The organism is Ancylobacter sp., assembly GCF_965279025.1.
Taxonomy (GTDB): domain Bacteria; phylum Pseudomonadota; class Alphaproteobacteria; order Rhizobiales; family Xanthobacteraceae; genus Ancylobacter.
This window is the reverse complement of sequence record NZ_OZ257132.1, coordinates 390,063-407,986: the sequence shown is the minus strand read 5'-3', so window position 1 is coordinate 407,986 and position 17,924 is coordinate 390,063. Positions and strand designations below refer to the sequence as shown.

Here is a 17,924-nt window from a genome sequence, read left to right as displayed (position 1 = left end):
AAGGGCGCCCCCGCCGCCCGCCGGGCGGCGGATCGGCACACCACCTTCCCCGCAAATGGGTCGTTATTTGGACCGCCGGCACCGCGCTAATAGGCGGTGCCCGGCGACCATGGCTTGATCATCGACCCGGCCTGCGCCCGCTGTTCGGGCGTTAGGCCGGCCACCAGCTTGTCCAGCATCGGGTCGTCGAGCTTCTGCGCCTTGGCGGCGAGATGCCAGCCGGCGGCGGCGACCACGTCCTTGGGCGCGCCGCGCCCGGCGGAAAGAATGCGGGCGTAGCGGTTCTGCGCAATGGCGTTGCCCTGCAGCGCGGCCTTGTGGAAGAGGGCGGCGGCGCGTTCCTCATCCTTGGGCATGCCGATGCCGTTGAACACGGCAATAGCGAGTTCGGTGGTGGCGACGTCGTTGCCGACCTCGCTGGCGCGCTGCAGCAGCCGCGCCGATTCGATCGGGTCGCGCGCCACGCCATTGCCGTCGCGGTAGAGCGTGGCCAGCGCATAGAGCGCGTCGGGCTGGTCGCTCTCGGCCCCGCGCTTGAACCATTCGGCGGCAATCGCCGGCTCCTTCGGGGCGACCTGGCCCTGGAGGTAGACGAGGCCGAGATTATAGGCGGCGCGGGCACTGCCGGCCTCGGCCGCACGGCGGAAGAAGTCGACCGCCTGGTCCTTGTTGGTCACGGAGGGCGAACTCATGAGAATGGCGCCGAGCGTGAAGAGGGCATCCGGATTGCCCTTCGCCGCCGCCGCTTCATACCACTGGCGGGCCGCATTGGGGTTCTGCCGCACGCCGTAGCCCTGCGACAGCAGCTCCGCCGCCAGCACCATGGAAACCGCGTCGCCCTCGGCATTGGCGCGCGAGACGGCGAGGTCCAGCGCGGTCCGGAACTTGCCGCGCTGGAAGGCGGTGTAGGCCGGATCGGGGTCCTGCCCGGGTGCGACAGCGGTGGCGGGCTTGGCCGGTGCCGGTTTGGACGCGGCGGGGGCGGCCGAATTTGCAGGCGGCGTTTGTGCCTGAGCCGCGCCGGAGGTCGCCAGCCCCGCCACGGCGAGAATGGCGACGAGCGCGAACGCATCCGTCCGCTGGGCGTGAACCCGACCGGAGGCGCGGGGCGGGCGCATCAGGAGGCGTCTCCGGCGACCAGGCGAATGACGAGGCGCGCGGCCAGTGCCCGGGCGCCCTCGGTGGGGTCATCGAAAATCAGATTGTCGACGGCGACGAAGTCGGCACCGGCCTCGACCAGCGCGTCGACCTCCTCCAGCGTGCGGGCATAGCCTACGCAGGGCGGCTCGAAGAGCTGCGCCCACCAATGCGTGCGCTCCAGCGTCGCCTCGAAGGGCGGGCGGCGGCCTTCCGTGTCGGGCTCGCCGAACATCACATAATCCGCGCCACCTTCCGCCGCCGTCATGGCGTCGTGCTTGGTGCGCAGGCCGCCGGCGCCGGCAATGCCGTCCGGCCGGACCAGCGCGGCGGCGGCCTTCAGCGCGGCGGCCCCTTCGACATGCGCGCCGTCCGCGCCGATGGCGACGGCAAGCGGCGCGTTGCCTTCCACGAGAGCCGCGGCGCCGATGGCGTGGCAGGCATCGAGCAGCGGCTTCAGCGCCTCGGCGGCGCGGGCGGGCGGCGGCATCTGGGTCCGCATGAGGACAGCGGCGATGTCGACGCTCGGCGCGGCCTGCGTCAAAGCCTCGGCCTGCGCCGCAATTTCCGCCGCAGGACGGGTCGTGGCGCCCTCGGCCGAGGCGGCGGGCACCAGCACATAAAGGCGCGGCGCCAGACGCGGCGGTTCGGAAGCGGGTCGGGAAGAGGAACGTGCCATCAGGGAACAGTCTTGTGACGAGCCATAGGGAAGCCATCGGCGAGGATGGCGGCGAAAGCACGGCACGCGGTGCTTTCTCTAGCGCGACCGCCCCTCGCGGGTCCAGCATGGGCGTGAGGGAAGCTGGAATGCGCGGTTTTTGCCTTAATGCGGTAACATTTTAGCGGCGTTGTCACCACCCGTCGTTTCGCGCCCGCAGCTGTCTTATCGCCGCGAAACGGGGGTGCTAAAGGTTCGCTGGACAGACCCGCCGGCCTCTCGCCGGATCGTGGCCGCCCGCTGGGGGAAACATGCGCCTTCATCCTCATCATCTGGCCGTTCTGGCGGCCACCCTTGCCGTGAGCGTCACGCCGGCCCTCGCGCAGCAGCCGGCAGCCCCGGCCACGCAGGCGGGCGTCGCCGCCGCTCCCTCGGCGCTGCCGGCGGCGCTGGCCTGGCCGCGCAGCTTCGACCTCGGCGACAAGCTGCTGCAGGTCTACCAGCCGCTGATCGAGCAGTGGAACGGTGACCAACTCACCGGCCGCGCCGCTGTCGCCATCGGCCCGAAGCCGGATGCCGCCACCTCGGGGGCTGCGGCAGCGGGCTCTTCGACCACGCCCGCCGCCGGCCCCACCTATGGCCTGGCCCGCTTCACCGCCCGGGTGGCAATCGACAAGCCCTCCAAGCTGGCGCAGCTGAGCAATATCCGCATCCTGTCGGTCGACGTGCCGACCGATCCGGGGCAGGACGCGGTGCTGCTGAGCGCGCTTCAGTCGCGCATCTCGCCCGAGGGCATGACCTTCGCGCTCGACCATCTGATGACCAGCTATGCCGCGACCAAGCAGCTCGACAAGGAGATGACGCAGCCGGTGGAGAACACCCCGCCGCGCATCGTCTTCGCCGACGCGCCGACGCTGCTGGTGCTGGTTGCCGGCAAGCCGGTGCCGCGCCCGATCGACGGGGTGCAGGGCTTCCAGCGCGTCGTCAACACCCAGCCGCTGATGCTGGTGGACGGCGCCGGGGTCTATCATCTGCAGGCCGCCGGCACCTGGTATCAGGCGCCTTCCGTGGAAGGGCCGTGGACCGTCACCGCCCAGCCGGACCCCTCGCTCGAGGCCGCCGGCAGCACGGCGACCTATGCCGAGCCGGCGCAGACCATGCTGCCGGCCAACGGCCAGAAGCCCGCGAGCCCGCCGGCGATCATCGTCTCCACCACCCCGACCGAACTCGTCATCACCGCCGGCGCGCCGCAGATGACGCCGGTGGGCGGCACCTCGCTGCTGCGCGTCGGCAATGCCGACCACGCCATCATCCTCGACCCCGACAGCAACCAGTATTACGTGCTGATCTCCGGGCGCTGGTTCCGCGCCGCCGGCTTCAAGGGCCCGTGGAGCTTCGTGGCGGGCACCAGCCTGCCGGCCGGCTTCGCCAAGATCGCGCCGACCGACCCGGCCGCCAATGCGCTGGTGGCGGTGCCCGGCACGCCGCAGGCCAAGGAGGCGACCATCGCCGCCACCGTGCCGCAGACCGCGACCATCAAGCGCGATACGCAACTCGCCATCCAGTATGATGGCGGCGCGCCGAAATTCGAGCCGATCAAGGGCACGATCCTGTCCTCGGCGGTGAACACGCGCACCCCGGTGCTGCAGCTCGACCCGGGCCGCTATTACGCGCTGTTCCAGGGCGCCTGGTTCGTCGCGGCCACGCCGACCGGCCCGTGGCTGGTGGCGGACGTGGTGCCCGACGCGATCTACACCATCCCGGTGTCCTCGCCGCTGCACTACGTCACCTATGTGCGCGTCTACGCCTCGACGGCCGACGTCGTCACCGTGGGCTACACGCCGGGCTATATGGGCGTGGTGATCGAGCCGGGCGGCACGGTGGTCTACGGCACCGGCTATAATTGCATCGGCTATGTCGGCACATATTGGTACGGCTGCCCGGCCACCTATGGCTATGACGCCGCCTTCGCCTGGACCGGCGGCTTCGGCTTCGGCTACGACGCCGCCTTCGGCTGGGGCGCCATGTATCCGTGGTGGGGCCCCTATTGGCGTCCGGGCCCGTGGGCCGGGCCCTGGGCCGGCGTCGACATCGCCCGCACCAACATCTATGGCGCCTGGGGCGGCGCGGCGACCTGGGACCACGCCTGGGGCGTTGGCCCCTATGGCACCGCCTGGGGCGCCAATGCCGTGCATGGCGTGACCGGCTGGGGCACCGATTTCGCCGGCCGCTCCGGCGCCGCCTTCAACCCGTGGACCGGCAATTATGCCGCCGGGCGCTCCGCCGCCTTCTTCAACCCCTATACGGGCGCGCACGGCGAAGCCCGCGCCGGCGTGGCGGGCAATGCCTATACCGGCAACGCCGTGGCGGGACGCGAATCCGCCGGCTACAACCCGACGACCGGCGTCGGCCATGCCTCGCAGACCGGCGTGGTCGACAATAACGGCCATGTCAGCGTCGACAGCCGGGGCGTGGCGGGCGACGCCAAGACCGGCAATGCGGTGGCCTGGAACAATGGCAAGGTCTACACGGACCATGACGGTTCCATCCACCAATATGGCGACAATGGCTGGCAGCATCAGACCATCGACGGCTGGAAGGGCGACACCGACGCCGACCAGATGGGCCGGCTCGACCAGCAGCGCCAGTATCAGGGCTATGGCGACGCCCGCGCCGACAGCTTCGCCCGCGCCGGCGGCTATGACGGCTTCGGCGGCGACCATTATGGCGGCGGCTATGGCGGGGGCTTCCACGACGGCTTTGGCGGCGGTGGCGGCTTCGGCGGTGGTTTCCGTGGCGGGTTTGGCGGAGGCTTCGGCGGCGGGCGCCGCTGAGGCATAGGCTCTCGCGTACCGTCCGGCATTCCGAGCGCCGCCCTTCGGGGCGGCGTTCTCATTTGGCCGTGGCGAACTTCAGCCGGGCACACAAAAACGCCGCCCCGGAGGGCGGCGTTTGCGTCTTCATGGAGTCACAGGCTAGGCGGCTCAGGCCGCGTCCTTGTGCTCGATTTCCGGCGTCCACTGACCCAGCGCCGCCAGATAGTTCATCTTGGCACGATGGGTGAAAGCGGCCTGCCCGGCGGCGACGTTCTCCGGCTTGCCCGACCACGCCTTCTGCGGCGCGGCCTGCAGGGCGCGGCCATAGGAGAAGGTGAGGTTCCACGGCAGCCCGCCATTGCGGATCATCGCGTCGAGATGGGCGGTGGCCTCCTCGTCCGACTGGCCGCCGGAGAGGAAGGCGACGCTGGGGACGGCGGACGGCACGCAGTTCTTGAGGCAGCGGGCGGTCTTCTCCGCCACTTCCGCGACCGAGGCCTGCTTCGCCGACTTGCGGCCGGCAATCACCATGTTCGGCTTCAGCACCATGCCTTCCAGCTTCACGCGGCCGTAGAAGAGCTGCTGGAACACTTCCTTCAGCACCCATTCGGTCACGTCGTAGCAGCGGTCGATGTCGTGATCGCCGTCCATCAGCACTTCCGGCTCGACGATCGGCACTATGCCGGCCTGCTGGGCCAGCGCGGCATAGCGCGCGAGCGCCTGCGCATTGGCGAGGATCGAGGTGTAGCTGGGAATGTGCTGGCCGATGTCGATCACCGCGCGCCACTTCGCGAAGCGGGCGCCGAGATCGTAATATTCCTTGAAACGGCCGGCGAGGCCGTCGAGGCCCTCGGTGATCGTCTCGCCGGGGCAGCCCGGCTGCGGCTTGGCGCTGAGGTCCACCTTGATGCCGGGGATCGAGCCCGCCGCCTCGATCAGCTTGACCAGCGGCGTGCCGTCCTTGGCGTTCTGGCGGATGGTCTCGTCGAACAGGATGACGCCGGAAATATAGTGTGTCATCGCCTCGGAGCGGAACAGCATCTCGCGATAATCGCGCCGGTTCTCCTCCGTCGATTCCACCCCGATAGCATCGAAGCGCTTCTTGATGGTGCTGGCGCTCTCATCCGCCGCCAGTAGGCCCTTGCCGCCCGCCGCTAGCTTGTACGCGACCTCTTCGAGGCTTGCCGTCATTCTCTCTCTCCCGCGCGAAACTGACCGTCCGGCACCGCAGCCGGATGGAACGCGGGGCCGGACCGATCGGATACTAGCACCGGGCGGCGAAATCCCGAATGACGGGACCGCGCGCCGCCCGGGCTTCGTTCAACGTCTCAGGGCCTCGACGCCGGGGAGGGGCTTGCCCTCCAGCCATTCGAGAAAGGCGCCGCCCGCCGTCGAGACATAGGTGAAGCGATCCGCCACCCCGGCATGGTTGAGCGCCGCGACAGTGTCGCCACCGCCCGCCACCGACAAAAGTCCGCCGGCATCGGTGAGTTCCGCCGCTGCCTTGGCGACCGCCACCGTCGCCGTGTCGAAGGGCGGCAACTCGAAGGCGCCGAAGGGCCCGTTCCACACGATGGTCCTGGCGTCCTTGAGCCGGGCGATGACGTTGTCCACCGAGGCCGGGCCGGCATCGAGCATCATTTCGTCCGGCTTGATGTCGTCGACCGAGGCGACGCGATGCGGCGCATTCGCCTTGAATTCGGTGGCGGCGAGCGCGTCGACCGGCAGCACGATGTCACAGCCGGCGGCCTTGGCCTTGTCGAGGATTTCCAGCGCCGTGCCGGCGAGGTCATGCTCGCACAGCGATTTGCCGACATCCTTACCCTGGGCGGCGAGGAAGGTGTTGGCCATGCCACCGCCGATCACCAGAATGTCGACCTTGGCGACGAGGTTGCCGAGCAGGTCGAGCTTGGACGACACCTTGGCGCCGCCGACCACGGCCAGCACCGGGCGCTCGGGTTTCTCCAGCGCCTTGGCCAGCGCCTCGATCTCCTCCTGCATGCAGCGACCGGCAAAGGCCGGCAGTCTGTGGGCGAGGCCTTCGGTGGAGGCGTGGGCGCGGTGGGCGGTGGCGAAGGCGTCGTTCACGTAGAGATCGCCGAGGCCGGCCAGCGCCGCCACGAAATCAGGATCGTTCTTCTCTTCCCGCTTGTCGTAGCGGGTGTTCTCGAGCAGCAGCACGTCGCCGGCCTGCAGCTTCGCCACCGCGGCCTCGGCGACGGGGCCGATGGTGGCCGGTGCGAAGGCGACGGGCCTGCCGAGGCGGCTCGCCACCTCATCGGCGAGGAAGCCCAGCGACAGCGCCGGGTCCTCGCCCTTGGGGCGGCCGAAATGGGCCAGCAGGATGACCTTGCCGCCCTTGTCGGAAATCTCGCGGATGGTAGCCAGCACGGCTTGGATGCGGGTGTCGTCGGTCACTCGGCCATTATCGACCGGCACGTTCAGATCGACGCGCACGAGGACGCGCTTGCCGGCGATGTCGGCGTCGTCGAGCGTACGAAAGGCGGATGCCTCGCTCATTGGTCTTCTCCCCTGGATTGTTGATCTTCGATGCGAAACGGCCGGACCTCCTTGGCGGGAGGCCCGGCCGGGCCGGATGTTCAGATCAGCTTTCCGAGGGCGACCGCCGTGTCGGACATGCGGTTCGAGAAGCCCCATTCATTGTCGTACCAGGAGAGCACCCGGACGAAATTGCCTTCCAGCACCTTGGTCTGGTCGAGATGGAAGATCGAGGAATGGGGGTCGTGGTTGAAGTCGGTGGAAACGTTCGGCTGGTCGGTGATGCCGAGGATGCCCTTGAGCGGACCGCTCGCGGCGGCGGCCTTGATCGCCTCGTTGATCTCTTCCTTCGTCACCTTGCGCTTGGCGACGAAGTTGAAATCGACCACCGAGACGTTCGGGGTCGGCACGCGAATGGAGGTGCCGTCGAGCCGGCCGGCCAGTTCGGGCAGCACGAGGCCGACGGCCTTGGCGGCGCCGGTGGTGGTCGGGATCATCGACAGCGCTGCGGCGCGGGCGCGGTAGAGATCCTTGTGCATGGTGTCCAGCGTCGGCTGGTCGCCGGTGTAGGAGTGGATCGTCGTCATGAATCCGTGGTCGATGCCGACGGCGTCGTTCAGCACCTTGGCCACCGGCGCGAGGCAGTTGGTGGTGCAGGAGGCGTTGGAGACGACGAGGTGGTCCTTGGTCAGCTTGTCGTGGTTGACGCCGAACACGACGGTGAGGTCGGCGCCTTCCGCCGGGGCGGAGACCAGCACGCGCTTGGCGCCGGCGGCCAGATGGGCGGCGGCCTTGTCGCGGGCGGTGAAGATGCCGGTGCATTCGAGCGCGATGTCCACGCCGAGCGCCGTATGCGGCAATTCGGCCGGGTTGCGCACCGCGGTCACCTTGATCGGGCCGCGGCCGACATCGATGGTGTCGCCGTCAACCGTCACCGTGCCGTTGAAGCGGCCGTGGACGCTGTCGAAGCGGAACAGGTGCGCATTGGTCTCGACCGGGCCGAGATCATTGATGGCGACGACTTCGATATCGGTACGGCCGGACTCGATGATGGCCCGCAGCACGTTGCGACCGATGCGTCCAAAGCCGTTGATGGCAACCTTGAGCGTCATGCGTTTAATCCCCAGGTAAGCTTTATCATCACGATCCGCGCGTTGGCCTCATAGCGCGGCGAACGCTAGGACACCAGTCGCTCTTTTGACGCTGCTTGCTGGGCGCAGGGCTGGCGCATGATCTATGCGCCAGCCGCATGGCTCTTCGTGTGGAGGCTCAGCGCTTGAGGCGGCTGAGCGCGGTCGCCACCACGGCTTCGACGGTGATGCCGAAATGGGCGAACACCTGCGGCGCCGGGCCGGAGGCGCCGAAGCCGGACATGCCGACAAAGGCCGCGTCCGATCCCACGATCTCGTCCCAGCCCTGACGGATCAAGGCTTCGACGGCGATCTTGACCGGCGCCTTGCCCACCACCTGGCGGCGGCTTTCCTCGGGCTGGTTCAGGAACAGCTCGAAGCAGGGCACGGAGACGACGCGGGTGGGCACGCCCTGCGCTTCCAGCTGCTCGCGCGCCTTCATGACAAGCGAGACTTCCGAGCCGGAGGCGAACAACGTGACCTGCGCCTCGTCCGAGGCGGGGGCCAGTTCATAGGCGCCGCGCGCGGTGAGGCAGCGCTCGGTGTCGTCGGTGCGCAGCAGCGGCAGGTTCTGGCGGGTGAGCGCCATCACGCTGGGGCCGGTCTTGTGCTCCAGCGCCAGCTTCCAGGCTTCCGCCGTCTCCACCGTGTCGCAGGGACGGAAGACGAGAAGGTTCGGGATGGCCCGCAGCGCGGCGATCTGCTCGACCGGCTGGTGGGTCGGGCCGTCCTCGCCCACGCCGATCGAATCATGCGTGAACACATAGACCACGCGCACGCCCATCAGCGCCGCGAGGCGAATGGAAGGGCGGCAATAGTCCGAGAAGACCAGGAACGTGCCGCCATAGGGGATGAAGCCGCCATGCAGGGCGATGCCGTTCATCGCCGCCGCCATGCCGTGCTCGCGGATGCCCCAGTTCACATAGCGGCCGTCATAGTTCGGCGGCTCGACATAGACCGAGGTGGCCTTGGTCTTGGTGTTGTTGGAGTGGGTGAGGTCGGCCGAGCCGCCCACCATCTCCGGCAGCGCCGCCGTGAGGGCTTCCAGCACGATTTCGGAAGACTTGCGGGTGGCCACCGCCCCGCCATCGGCACGGGCCTTGGCGATCACCGCGGTGATCGTCTCGCCGAGCTTGGAGGGCAGGTCGCCGCGCACGCGACGCTCAAATTCGCCGCGCAGAGTGACGTCGGCCTCGGCCAGCCGCTGGTTCCAGTTCTTGTGCGCCTGGCGCGAGCGCAGGCCGGCAAGGCGCCACGCATCGAGCACGTCGCTGGGAATGACGAAGGGCTCGTATTCCCAGTTGAGGAAGGCACGGGCGGCGGCGATTTCGGCGGCGCCGAGCGGCGCGCCGTGCACGGCATTGGTGCCGCCCTTGTTGGGCGCGCCATAGCCGATGGTGGTGTGGCAGGCGATCAGGGTCGGCCGGTCGCTGGTCTTGGCGGCCTCGAGGGCCGCCAGGATGGCGTCCGGGTCATGGCCGTCGACACGGGTGGCGTGCCAGCCGGAGGCCTCGAAGCGGGCGAGCTGATCGGTCGCGACGGACAGGGCGGTGGAGCCGTCGATGGTGATGTGGTTGTCATCCCACAGCACGGTGAGCTTGTTCAGCTTCTGGCGGCCGGCGATCTCGATCGCCTCCTCAGAGATGCCTTCCATCAGGCAGCCATCGCCGACGATGACATAGGTGTGGTGGTCGACGAGATCGCCGCCGAACTGCGCGGCAAGCATGCGCTCGCCCAGCGCGAAGCCGACCGAATTGGCGAGGCCCTGGCCGAGCGGGCCGGTGGTGGTCTCGACGCCGACCGTGTGGCCATATTCCGGGTGGCCGGGCGTGCGCGAGCCGAGCTGGCGGAAGTTCTTGATGTCGTCGATCGACATGCCCTCATAGCCCGTGAGGTAGAGCAGGGCGTAGAGCAGCATCGAGCCGTGGCCGGCGGAGAGGATGAAGCGGTCGCGATCCGGCCAGTGCGGGTCGGTCGGGTCGAATTTCAGCACCTTGCCGAACAGGACGGTGGCGACATCCGCCATTCCCATCGGCATGCCGGGATGGCCGGAATTAGCGGCTTCGACGGCGTCCATGGCCAGTGCCCGGATGGCATTGGCCATGCGATCATGCTTCTCGCGGTTCGACATGAGGACGGATGTCTCCGAGACAGATGGGTTGTGGTGTCAAAAGCGGCGGCGTTTCGAGGCCGCGGGCCGAGCGGTGGAGCTCCAGGGCTGGCCAGCTCGGCATACGGGCAAGGCCGGCGAGTGATAGCACCACCGGGCCCGCTGTCAAAGACAGGTGTGCGGTGCAGTTGACGCTGTTCCGGCCCGCAGGCTCAATATCGCCGGAATCATCGCGCGAAGAATCGCGGGAACAACCGAGCAAGCAGCGCCTTTCCCATGTCCTGGAGCCCCGCGGGGCAAAAGAGCGGAGACGTCATGAACGCGCCTGAGGCGGGCGAACCGGCAAGCGTATTGGAAGCGGCGCTGCGGCGCTTCGACAGCGCGGTCGACGCACTCGAAGGCGCAATCGAGCGCAGGCTGGAGGTCGAGCGGCAGGAGGCCGCCCTGGCGCAGCAGCTCCATGTGCTCGGCGCCGACCGCTCGCGCCTCGCCGACGCCCTCGACGGTGCGCAGGCGCGCGCCGAGCGGCTGGACACCGCCAATGACGAGGTGGCGCGTCGGCTGGGCAGCGCCATGGAAACCATTCGCGCGGTGCTCGCCGCGCATGAACGCTGAGGGGCGGCAATGGCGTATGTGACCATCAGCATTGGCGGGCGCGCCTACCGCATGGCCTGCGATGACGGCCAGGAAGACCATCTCAGCGGTCTCGGCGAGGAGGTCGACGCACGGATCGACCAGCTCCGCATCGCCTTTGGCGAGATCGGCGACCAGCGGCTGAGCATCATGGCCGCCATCACCCTCGCCGACGAACTCAGCGAGGCGCGGCGCCGCCTCCACGCCCTGGAACTGGAAGCCAGCGCCGAGCGCGCCGCCCGCAGCGCCGCTACCCAGCGGCTGGGCGAGACCGAGACGCGGGTGGCGCATGGTGTTACCGCCGCTGCCGAGCGGCTGGAGCGGCTGACGCGCGAACTCGGCACCAGCCCCTCCAGCGGCGTGGGCATGGGCTGAGGGCCTTTCTCCATCGCGAATGCCGACCCGCCGCCCCATCCTCGGCGCGGCGGCGGGAAGGGTGCCGCGCACTTGACGCGGCTTGCCGCGCGGCGCACAGGAGCAGATCGTTCTATGGCTCCCGATCGCGCTTCATCTGGAATTTGACATGATCCGTACCCCCCTGATGACCGTCATGGTCCAGGCCGTCCGCAAGGCTGGCCGCTCCCTGATCCGCGATTTCGGGGAGGTCGAGAATCTGCAGGTTTCGCTCAAGGGACCGGCTAATTTCGTCTCCAACGCCGACCGCAAGGCCGAGCGTATCCTGCAGGACGAGCTTACCAAGGCGCGGCCGAATTACGGCTTCATCATGGAAGAGAGCGGCGAGGTCGACGGGGCCGACGAGAACCACCGCTGGATCATCGACCCGCTCGACGGCACCACCAATTTCCTGCACGGCATTCCCCTGTTCTGCGTCTCGCTGGCGCTGGCGCGCGATGGCGTGCCGGTGGCGGGGGTGATCTACAACCCGGTCACGGACGAGCTGTTCATCGCCGAAAAGGGCGCCGGGGCATTCATGAACGACCGCCGGATCCGCGTGGCGGCGCGGCGCAATCTCGCCGACAGCGTCGTCTGCTGCGGGCTGCCGCATATGGGGCGCGGCGACTTCGCGCAGTTCGGCCGCGAATATGCCGCCATCGCCCCGAAGGTGGCGGGCCTGCGGCGCACCGGCACGGCCGCGCTCGATCTCGCCTGGGTGGCCGCCGGCCGCTTCGACGCCTTCTGGGAGCGGGGGCTCAGCCCCTGGGACATGGCGGCCGGAATCGTGATGGTGCGCGAGGCGGGCGGCTATGTCTCCGACCTCGACGACGGCGACAAGATGTTGGCCAAAGGTGATATCATCGTCGGCAACGACACGGTTCGGCGCGACCTGCTGACGCTGATCAACAAGGCGTAGCAGGGGGGCGGCGGTAGGGAGAGAGCGCCGGGTCCGCGCGGGACCTGCGCCGTTCCTTTTTCGTGCGTCTGTGGCATAGTCCGGCCCGAAGGACGGTTTTCGGGCAATCGCCGCCCTTCTCGGGGACCACCACGGGCATGAGCGCTACGGATTCATTTCATAAATTGTCGTCGCCCCGCATCTTTCTGGTGCGGATGTTCGTATTTATACTGCTCTGCGTGGCCCTCGCCTCCATTCTGCACGAGCCGATCTGGCGGGCCTTTCTCAACAATCCCGGCCTCAACGGCGTCATCTTCGGCGTTCTGCTGATCGGCATCATCTTCTCCTTCCGCCAGGTGGTTCGGCTTCTGCCGGAAGTCGAATGGGTGAACAGCTTCCGCATTGCCGATCCCGGGCTGGAAGTGCGCCGGGCGCCGGTGCTGCTGGCGCCGATGGCGGCGCTGCTCGGTGACCGGGTCGGGCGCATGTCGATCTCGCAGGCGACGATGCGCGGCATCCTCGAATCGATTGGCACCCGCCTCGACGAGGCGCGCGACCTGCTGCGCTATCTCACCGGCCTGCTCATCTTCCTCGGCCTGCTCGGCACCTTCTGGGGCCTTCTGGAGACGGTCAGCTCCATCGCCGGGGTGATCGGCTCGCTCGATGTCGGGCCGGAATCGGGCTCGGTGCTCGAGACCATGAAGACCGGGCTCGCGGCCCCGCTCGGCGGCATGGGCATCGCCTTCTCGTCCTCGCTGTTCGGCCTTGCCGGATCGCTGGTGCTGGGCTTCCTCGACCTTCAGGCCGGGCAGGCGCAGAACCGCTTCTACATCGACCTCGAGGACTGGCTGTCCACCACGGTCGAGGACCTCGGCTCCGAAGCCGCGCGCATCCGGGGCCCGGTGCCGGTGCCGGTTCCCGTTCCCGTGACGTCGCGGGCGACGCCGATCGGCCCGCTGCCCTTGCCGCAGCCGCCGGCCCCGGCACCGGATTTCAGCGATTTGTCCGCAGCGATCGGGCGGCTTGAGCGCACGATGACCGAGGCCGGCTCGCAACGCGTCACCACCGCCATGGCGCATCTGGCCGAAAGCCTGCAGGGCATGGTGCAGCACATGCGCAGCGAGCAGCAGATGGTGCGCGACTGGGTCGAGGCCCAGGCCGAGCAGCAGCGCGACATCAAGCGCCTGCTTGAGCGCATCGCCGAAACCAAGTCGGATCGCGAGAGCGCCTGATGGCCCTGGGTCGTTCCCGCCGTGGCGAGCGCCACATCGACTACTGGCCCGGCTTCGTCGACGCGTTGTCGACGCTGCTGCTGGTCTTCGTCTTCCTTCTGTCGGTCTTCGTGCTGGCGCAGTTCGTGCTCACCCAGGAGATCGGCTCCAAGGACGATGCCATGTCGCGGCTGCAGGCGCAGATCCGCGAATTGACCGACCTGCTGGCGCTGGAGCGGGCGAACGACGCCGAAGCCGACAGCCAGGTGGGCGCGCTGCGCGCCAGCTTGCTGCGGATCGAGCAGGAGCGTGATGCGCTGCGCGAGGCGGCGAGTGCCGTCGCCAGCCCCGAGGAGATCGCCTCCGCCCAAAGCCGCAGTGCCGAGCTCACCCGCGAACTCGGGCAGGAAAAGGACGCCACCGCCCAGGCGGCCGCGCAGATCGCCATCCTCAACCAGCAGATCGCCGCGCTGCGCCGACAGATCGCGGCGCTGGAGCAAGCGCTGAACATTTCCGACCAGAAGGACAAGGAAAGCCAGTCGCGCCTCGCCGATCTCGGCCGGCGGCTGAACGTCGCGCTCGCCCAGCGGGTGCAGGAGCTGACGCGCTACCGCTCCGAGTTCTTCGGCCGGCTGCGCACCATTCTCGGCGACCGGCCGGATGTGCGGGTGGTGGGCGACCGTTTCGTCTTCCAGTCGGAGATCTTCTTCGATGCCTCGGCCGCCCAGCTGCGGGGCGATGCGCTGCCGGCGCTCGACAAGCTGGCCAGCGCGCTGATCGAGCTGGAAAAGCAGATTCCGCCTGATCTTCCCTGGGTGCTGCGCGTCGACGGCCACACCGACGACCGGCCGATCTCGACCCCGCTCTATCCGTCCAACTGGGAGCTGTCGGCCTCGCGCGCCATCGCGGTGGTGCAGTATCTGGCGCAACGGGGCGTCTCGCCCCAGCATCTCGTCGCCGCCGGCTTCGGCGAATATCAGCCGATCGATCCCGGCAGCGATGACGAGGCCCGCGCCCGCAATCGGCGCATCGAGCTCAAGCTGACCGAGCGATGAGCGCGCGGCGATGACCGGTCCGCGCGCCACTGTGCTGGCACCGTTTGACTGGGGCCGCATGCCTGACCTGACGGATCTGTGGGTGGAAGCGTGGCAGGAGGCGCTGCCGGAGATCGACTTCGAGGCCCGGCGCGGCTGGCTCTGCCACCGTATCGGCGCACTGATCGACGAGGGCGCGGCGATCGACCTCGCGCTGGCAGAGGCGCCGGGCGGCGTGCCGGGCGCGCTGCTGGGCTTCGTTTCGGTTCATCCCGGCACAGGCTATGTCGACCAGCTCGTGGTGCATCCCGACCATTGGGGCGCCGGGGTGGCCAGCCGGCTGGTCGCCGCGGCGGCGGCCCGCTCGCCGCACCATCTCGTGCTCGACGTCAACGAGCAGAACGAGCGCGCTGTCCGCTTCTACGAAAAGGCGGGCTTCAGCGTGGTGGGGCACGGCGTGAACCCGACGTCCGGCCGGCCGACGCTGCGCATGGAGCGCAGGGCGGGGAGCCATCCGGGCCAGGCCTGACCGGTGCTCTGCCGGCCGGCCTGCCCGCGTTCCGTCCGGCAGAGCGCCGTTCGCCGAAGCTCTCCGCGCCTTATTTGCCGGCGCCGGTCTCGCCGAACTGCAGCGCCGCCAGGCGCGCATAGAGGCCGCCCCCTCCAACCAAGCTGGCATGGGTGCCCTCCTCGACGATGCGTCCGCCCTCCATCACCAGGATGCGGTCGGCGGAGAGGACGGTGGCAAGGCGGTGGGCGATGACCAGCGTGGTGCGGCCCTGCATGGAAAGGTCCAGCGCCTGCTGCACCAGCGTCTCGCTCTCGGCGTCGAGTGCCGAGGTGGCCTCGTCGAGCAGCAGGATCGGCGCCTTTCGCAGGATGGCGCGGGCGATGGCGAGGCGCTGGCGCTGGCCGCCCGAAAGCGTCACGCCGCGCTCGCCCACCGGCGTCTCCCAGCCTTCGGGAAGCCGGGCGACGAATTCGTCGGCGCGGGCGAGCCGCCCGGCCTCCTCCACCTCGGCGTCCGTCGCTTCGGGACGACCGAGGCGGATGTTCTCGCGGATCGAGGTGGCGAAGATGGCGACATCCTGCGGCACCAGCGCTATGCGCGCCCGCACCTCCTCCGGATCGGCCTGCGCGATGTCGACGCCATCGACCGTCACCCGCCCCGAGACCGGGTCGTAGAAGCGCAACAGCAGCTGGAACAGCGTGCTCTTGCCGGCGCCGGAGGGGCCGACCACGGCAACGCGCTCGCCCGGCTGCACCGTGAAGCTGACTCCCGACAGGGCCGGCACGTCCGGCCGCGCGGGGTAGGCGAAGGCCACCTGCTCGAAGGCGACGGCGCCGCGCGCCGGCTGGGGCAGGGCGATCGGCACCGCGGGAGGCGCCACCTTGGGCTTCTCCTCGAGCAGTTCGGCGATACGCTCGGTGGCGCCGGCGGCCTGCGAAATCTCGCCCCACACCTCGCCGAGCTGGCCGAGCCCGCTCGCCGCCAGCACCGCGTAGAGCACGAACTGGCCCAGCGTGCCGGCGCTCATCTCGCCGGCGAGCACGGCATTGGCGCCGGCCCACAGGATGCCCACGACGCTGGCGAAAACCAGGAAGATGCCGACGCCGGTGAGCCAGGAGCGCGCCCGTACGGCGTCGCGCGCCGCATCGAAGGCATGCTCCACCTCGCCGGCAAACAAGCGGGAGGCGGCTGCCTCGGCGGTGTTGGCCTGCAGGCTGCGCACCGAGCCGATGGCCTCGGCGGCATAGGCTGAGGCCTCGGCCAGGGTATCCTGCGCGCCGCGCGAGCGCTTGCGCACGCCGCGCCCGGCGCCGATCAGCACCGCGACGATGACGGGAATGGCGACCAGCAGGGTGGCGGCGAGCCACGGGCTGGTGATGACCATCATCACCGTCGCGCCAAAGAACAGCACGATGTTGCGCAGGGCTATGGAAGCGGAAGCACCGACCGCCGACTTGATCTGCGTGGTGTCGGCGGTGAGGCGCGAGATCAGCTCGCCGGATTTGGCGCCGTCGTAAAAGGCGCCGTCGAGGGTGAGGAGATGGGTGAACACCTGCGCGCGCAGATCGGCGACAATGCGCTCGCCGAGCGTCATCACCAGATAGTAGCGCGCCGCCGAGGCCAGTGAAAGCACGGCCACAACGCCGATCATGACCGCGAAATAGCGATCGATGAAGCCGGCATGGCTTTCGTCAAAGCCGAAATCGATCATCCGCCGCACGGCGATCGGCACCACCAGCGTGGCGATGGCCGCCACGACCAGCGCGGCGACGGCGGCCAGCGCGCGGCCGCGATAGCGCCGCAGATGCGGCCAGAGCGCCATGAGCGGGCGCAGGCGCGGGCGGCGCGCGGCGGCCTTGTCCGGCGAATTTGTGGGGGAACCCGGCGTCGAAGCGGTGGGGGAAGGCGTGGAGGCGGCTTGTGTCACAGGCATGTCTCGGTTATAGAGCCGCTCGGATTTCCGGCAGGATCGTTTTGTAGATCGCCGCGTGGCTCCCGCGAGGGGCCGACCGCGCGGCGGCTGAGGATGCTACCCATGAAGAGCGACATCCATCCCGACTACCACTTCGTCAAGGTGGTGATGACGGACGGCACCGAGTACACGACCCGGACGACTTGGGGCAAGGAGGGCGACGTCCTCCAGCTCGATATCGATTCGACCTCGCACCCGGCCTGGACCGGCGGCACCGGGCAGATGCTCGACCGCGCCGGCCGCGTGTCCAAGTTCCAGAAGAAGTTCGCGGGCTTCCTCAAGGCCTGATCGGCCGGGGAGCGGCGGCCCTGCGGGGCCGTCCTGCGACACAACGACATCAACCCTCGCGCCGGGCACGCCCTCGCGCGAGGGTTTTCGTTTGCCCGGCTGCGGGCGGCGCGGGCGATCACCGCCGCTCGAACGCGCGGCGCAACCGGCCGATCTGCCCGGCGACGGCATTCGGTCGCAGGTCCTCATTTTCCACCGGGGAAGGCGCGGCGAGGGCGGCCTCCAGCTGAGCGATCTGCCGCTGGAGCTCGAAGCTGCGCAGAATCAGCGCCACCAGCGCCGGCGGCAGCAGCGCTTCCTGGTCGATATCGCGCAGCGGGCCAACAAGGTCGATGCGGGCGGCCTCGCGCCGGGCGGTCGCCTCCGTCATCTCGTGCTCGGCCACAGCGCGGCGCAGCAGCAGCCAGGAGGCGAGCTGCATCAGGCGGGTGGAAAGCCGCATGCTCTGCTGCACATAGATCGCGCCCACCCCGCGGGACAGTGCGCGGGCGGCCTCCCGTCCCTCGCCGTCCAGATAGGCGGCAGTGTCGTCGACCAGCTGCATCCCTTCCGAGAACAGCGCGAAGAAGGCGGGTGAGGCGAGGCGGCGCTCGGCGAAGCGGATCATCTCGGCGGAGGGCGATTGCCCGGCCTC

The 17,924-nt window shown here is 69.1% G+C and carries 16 protein-coding genes; 8 read left to right on the top strand and 8 right to left on the bottom strand.

The genetic code is table 11. The features are described from left to right. Window positions 1-86 precede the first annotated feature (86 nt). Window positions 87-1,118, bottom strand: a complete 1,032-nt coding sequence (locus ACQY76_RS01885; RefSeq protein WP_428031233.1) for a tetratricopeptide repeat protein — start codon at window positions 1,116-1,118, stop codon at window positions 87-89. Next, window positions 1,118-1,816, bottom strand: a complete 699-nt coding sequence (locus tag ACQY76_RS01880; protein ID WP_428031232.1) for a thiamine phosphate synthase — start codon at window positions 1,814-1,816, stop codon at window positions 1,118-1,120. Before ACQY76_RS01880 ends, ACQY76_RS01885 begins: the two co-directional genes overlap by 1 nt. A 290-nt stretch (window positions 1,817-2,106) precedes the next feature. Between ACQY76_RS01880 and ACQY76_RS01875 the strand changes: the two genes are divergently transcribed. Continuing rightward, window positions 2,107-4,629: a carbohydrate-binding family V/XII gene (locus ACQY76_RS01875; protein WP_428031231.1), complete on the top strand. Its 2,523-nt coding sequence runs from the start codon at window positions 2,107-2,109 to the stop codon at window positions 4,627-4,629. 150 nt (window positions 4,630-4,779) lie between these two features. On the opposite strand, the gene ACQY76_RS01870 is transcribed toward ACQY76_RS01875, so the two are convergent. From ACQY76_RS01870 to tkt, 4 genes are all read right to left on the bottom strand, one after another. Next, complete coding sequence (locus ACQY76_RS01870; protein ID WP_428031230.1) at window positions 4,780-5,802, bottom strand: class I fructose-bisphosphate aldolase; 1,023 nt, start codon at window positions 5,800-5,802, stop codon at window positions 4,780-4,782. 129 nt (window positions 5,803-5,931) lie between these two features. Further along, entirely contained in the window at window positions 5,932-7,131 is a 1,200-nt protein-coding gene (locus ACQY76_RS01865) for a phosphoglycerate kinase (protein ID WP_428031229.1), read from the bottom strand. Window positions 7,132-7,211: 80 nt separating this feature from the next. Continuing rightward, a complete protein-coding gene (gap, locus tag ACQY76_RS01860) occupies window positions 7,212-8,222 on the bottom strand; it encodes a type I glyceraldehyde-3-phosphate dehydrogenase (protein WP_428031228.1) in 1,011 nt (336 codons plus the stop codon). 157 nt (window positions 8,223-8,379) lie between these two features. Then, window positions 8,380-10,371 carry a transketolase gene (tkt, locus tag ACQY76_RS01855; protein ID WP_428031227.1) on the bottom strand — a complete coding sequence of 664 codons (1,992 nt, stop codon included), beginning with the start codon at window positions 10,369-10,371 and terminating at the stop codon, window positions 8,380-8,382. A 294-nt stretch (window positions 10,372-10,665) separates the two neighbouring features. On the opposite strand from tkt, the gene ACQY76_RS01850 reads away from it, so the two are divergent. The 6 genes from ACQY76_RS01850 to ACQY76_RS01825 all read left to right on the top strand — a co-directional run bounded on the left by ACQY76_RS01850 (window position 10,666) and on the right by ACQY76_RS01825 (window position 15,048). After that, window positions 10,666-10,965 carry a DUF4164 domain-containing protein gene (locus ACQY76_RS01850; RefSeq protein ID WP_428031226.1) on the top strand — a complete coding sequence of 100 codons (300 nt, stop codon included), beginning with the start codon at window positions 10,666-10,668 and terminating at the stop codon, window positions 10,963-10,965. Between the two features lie 9 nt (window positions 10,966-10,974). Next, window positions 10,975-11,358: a cell division protein ZapA gene (locus ACQY76_RS01845; RefSeq protein WP_428031225.1), complete on the top strand. Its 384-nt coding sequence runs from the start codon at window positions 10,975-10,977 to the stop codon at window positions 11,356-11,358. Between the two features lie 148 nt (window positions 11,359-11,506). Continuing rightward, complete coding sequence (locus ACQY76_RS01840; protein WP_428031224.1) at window positions 11,507-12,295, top strand: inositol monophosphatase family protein; 789 nt, start codon at window positions 11,507-11,509, stop codon at window positions 12,293-12,295. 137 nt (window positions 12,296-12,432) lie between these two features. Next, complete coding sequence (locus tag ACQY76_RS01835; RefSeq protein WP_428031223.1) at window positions 12,433-13,506, top strand: flagellar motor protein MotA; 1,074 nt, start codon at window positions 12,433-12,435, stop codon at window positions 13,504-13,506. Beyond that, entirely contained in the window at window positions 13,506-14,540 is a 1,035-nt protein-coding gene (locus ACQY76_RS01830) for a peptidoglycan -binding protein (RefSeq protein ID WP_428031222.1), read from the top strand. The genes ACQY76_RS01835 and ACQY76_RS01830 overlap by 1 nt, the downstream gene beginning before the upstream one ends. A 10-nt stretch (window positions 14,541-14,550) precedes the next feature. Then, a complete protein-coding gene (locus ACQY76_RS01825; protein ID WP_428031221.1) occupies window positions 14,551-15,048 on the top strand; it encodes a GNAT family N-acetyltransferase in 498 nt (165 codons plus the stop codon). Window positions 15,049-15,118: 70 nt separating this feature from the next. On the opposite strand, the gene ACQY76_RS01820 is transcribed toward ACQY76_RS01825, so the two are convergent. Beyond that, window positions 15,119-16,963, bottom strand: coding sequence for an ABC transporter transmembrane domain-containing protein (locus ACQY76_RS01820; RefSeq protein WP_428031220.1), 1,845 nt, complete (start codon window positions 16,961-16,963; stop codon window positions 15,119-15,121). Window positions 16,964-17,065: 102 nt separating this feature from the next. Between ACQY76_RS01820 and rpmE the strand changes: the two genes are divergently transcribed. Beyond that, window positions 17,066-17,290: a 50S ribosomal protein L31 gene (gene rpmE / locus ACQY76_RS01815; protein WP_428031219.1), complete on the top strand. Its 225-nt coding sequence runs from the start codon at window positions 17,066-17,068 to the stop codon at window positions 17,288-17,290. Between the two features lie 118 nt (window positions 17,291-17,408). Here rpmE and ACQY76_RS01810 read toward each other — a convergent pair whose 3' ends face one another. Next, window positions 17,409-17,897: a DUF1465 family protein gene (locus tag ACQY76_RS01810; RefSeq protein ID WP_428031218.1), complete on the bottom strand. Its 489-nt coding sequence runs from the start codon at window positions 17,895-17,897 to the stop codon at window positions 17,409-17,411. Window positions 17,898-17,924: the final 27 nt, after the last annotated feature.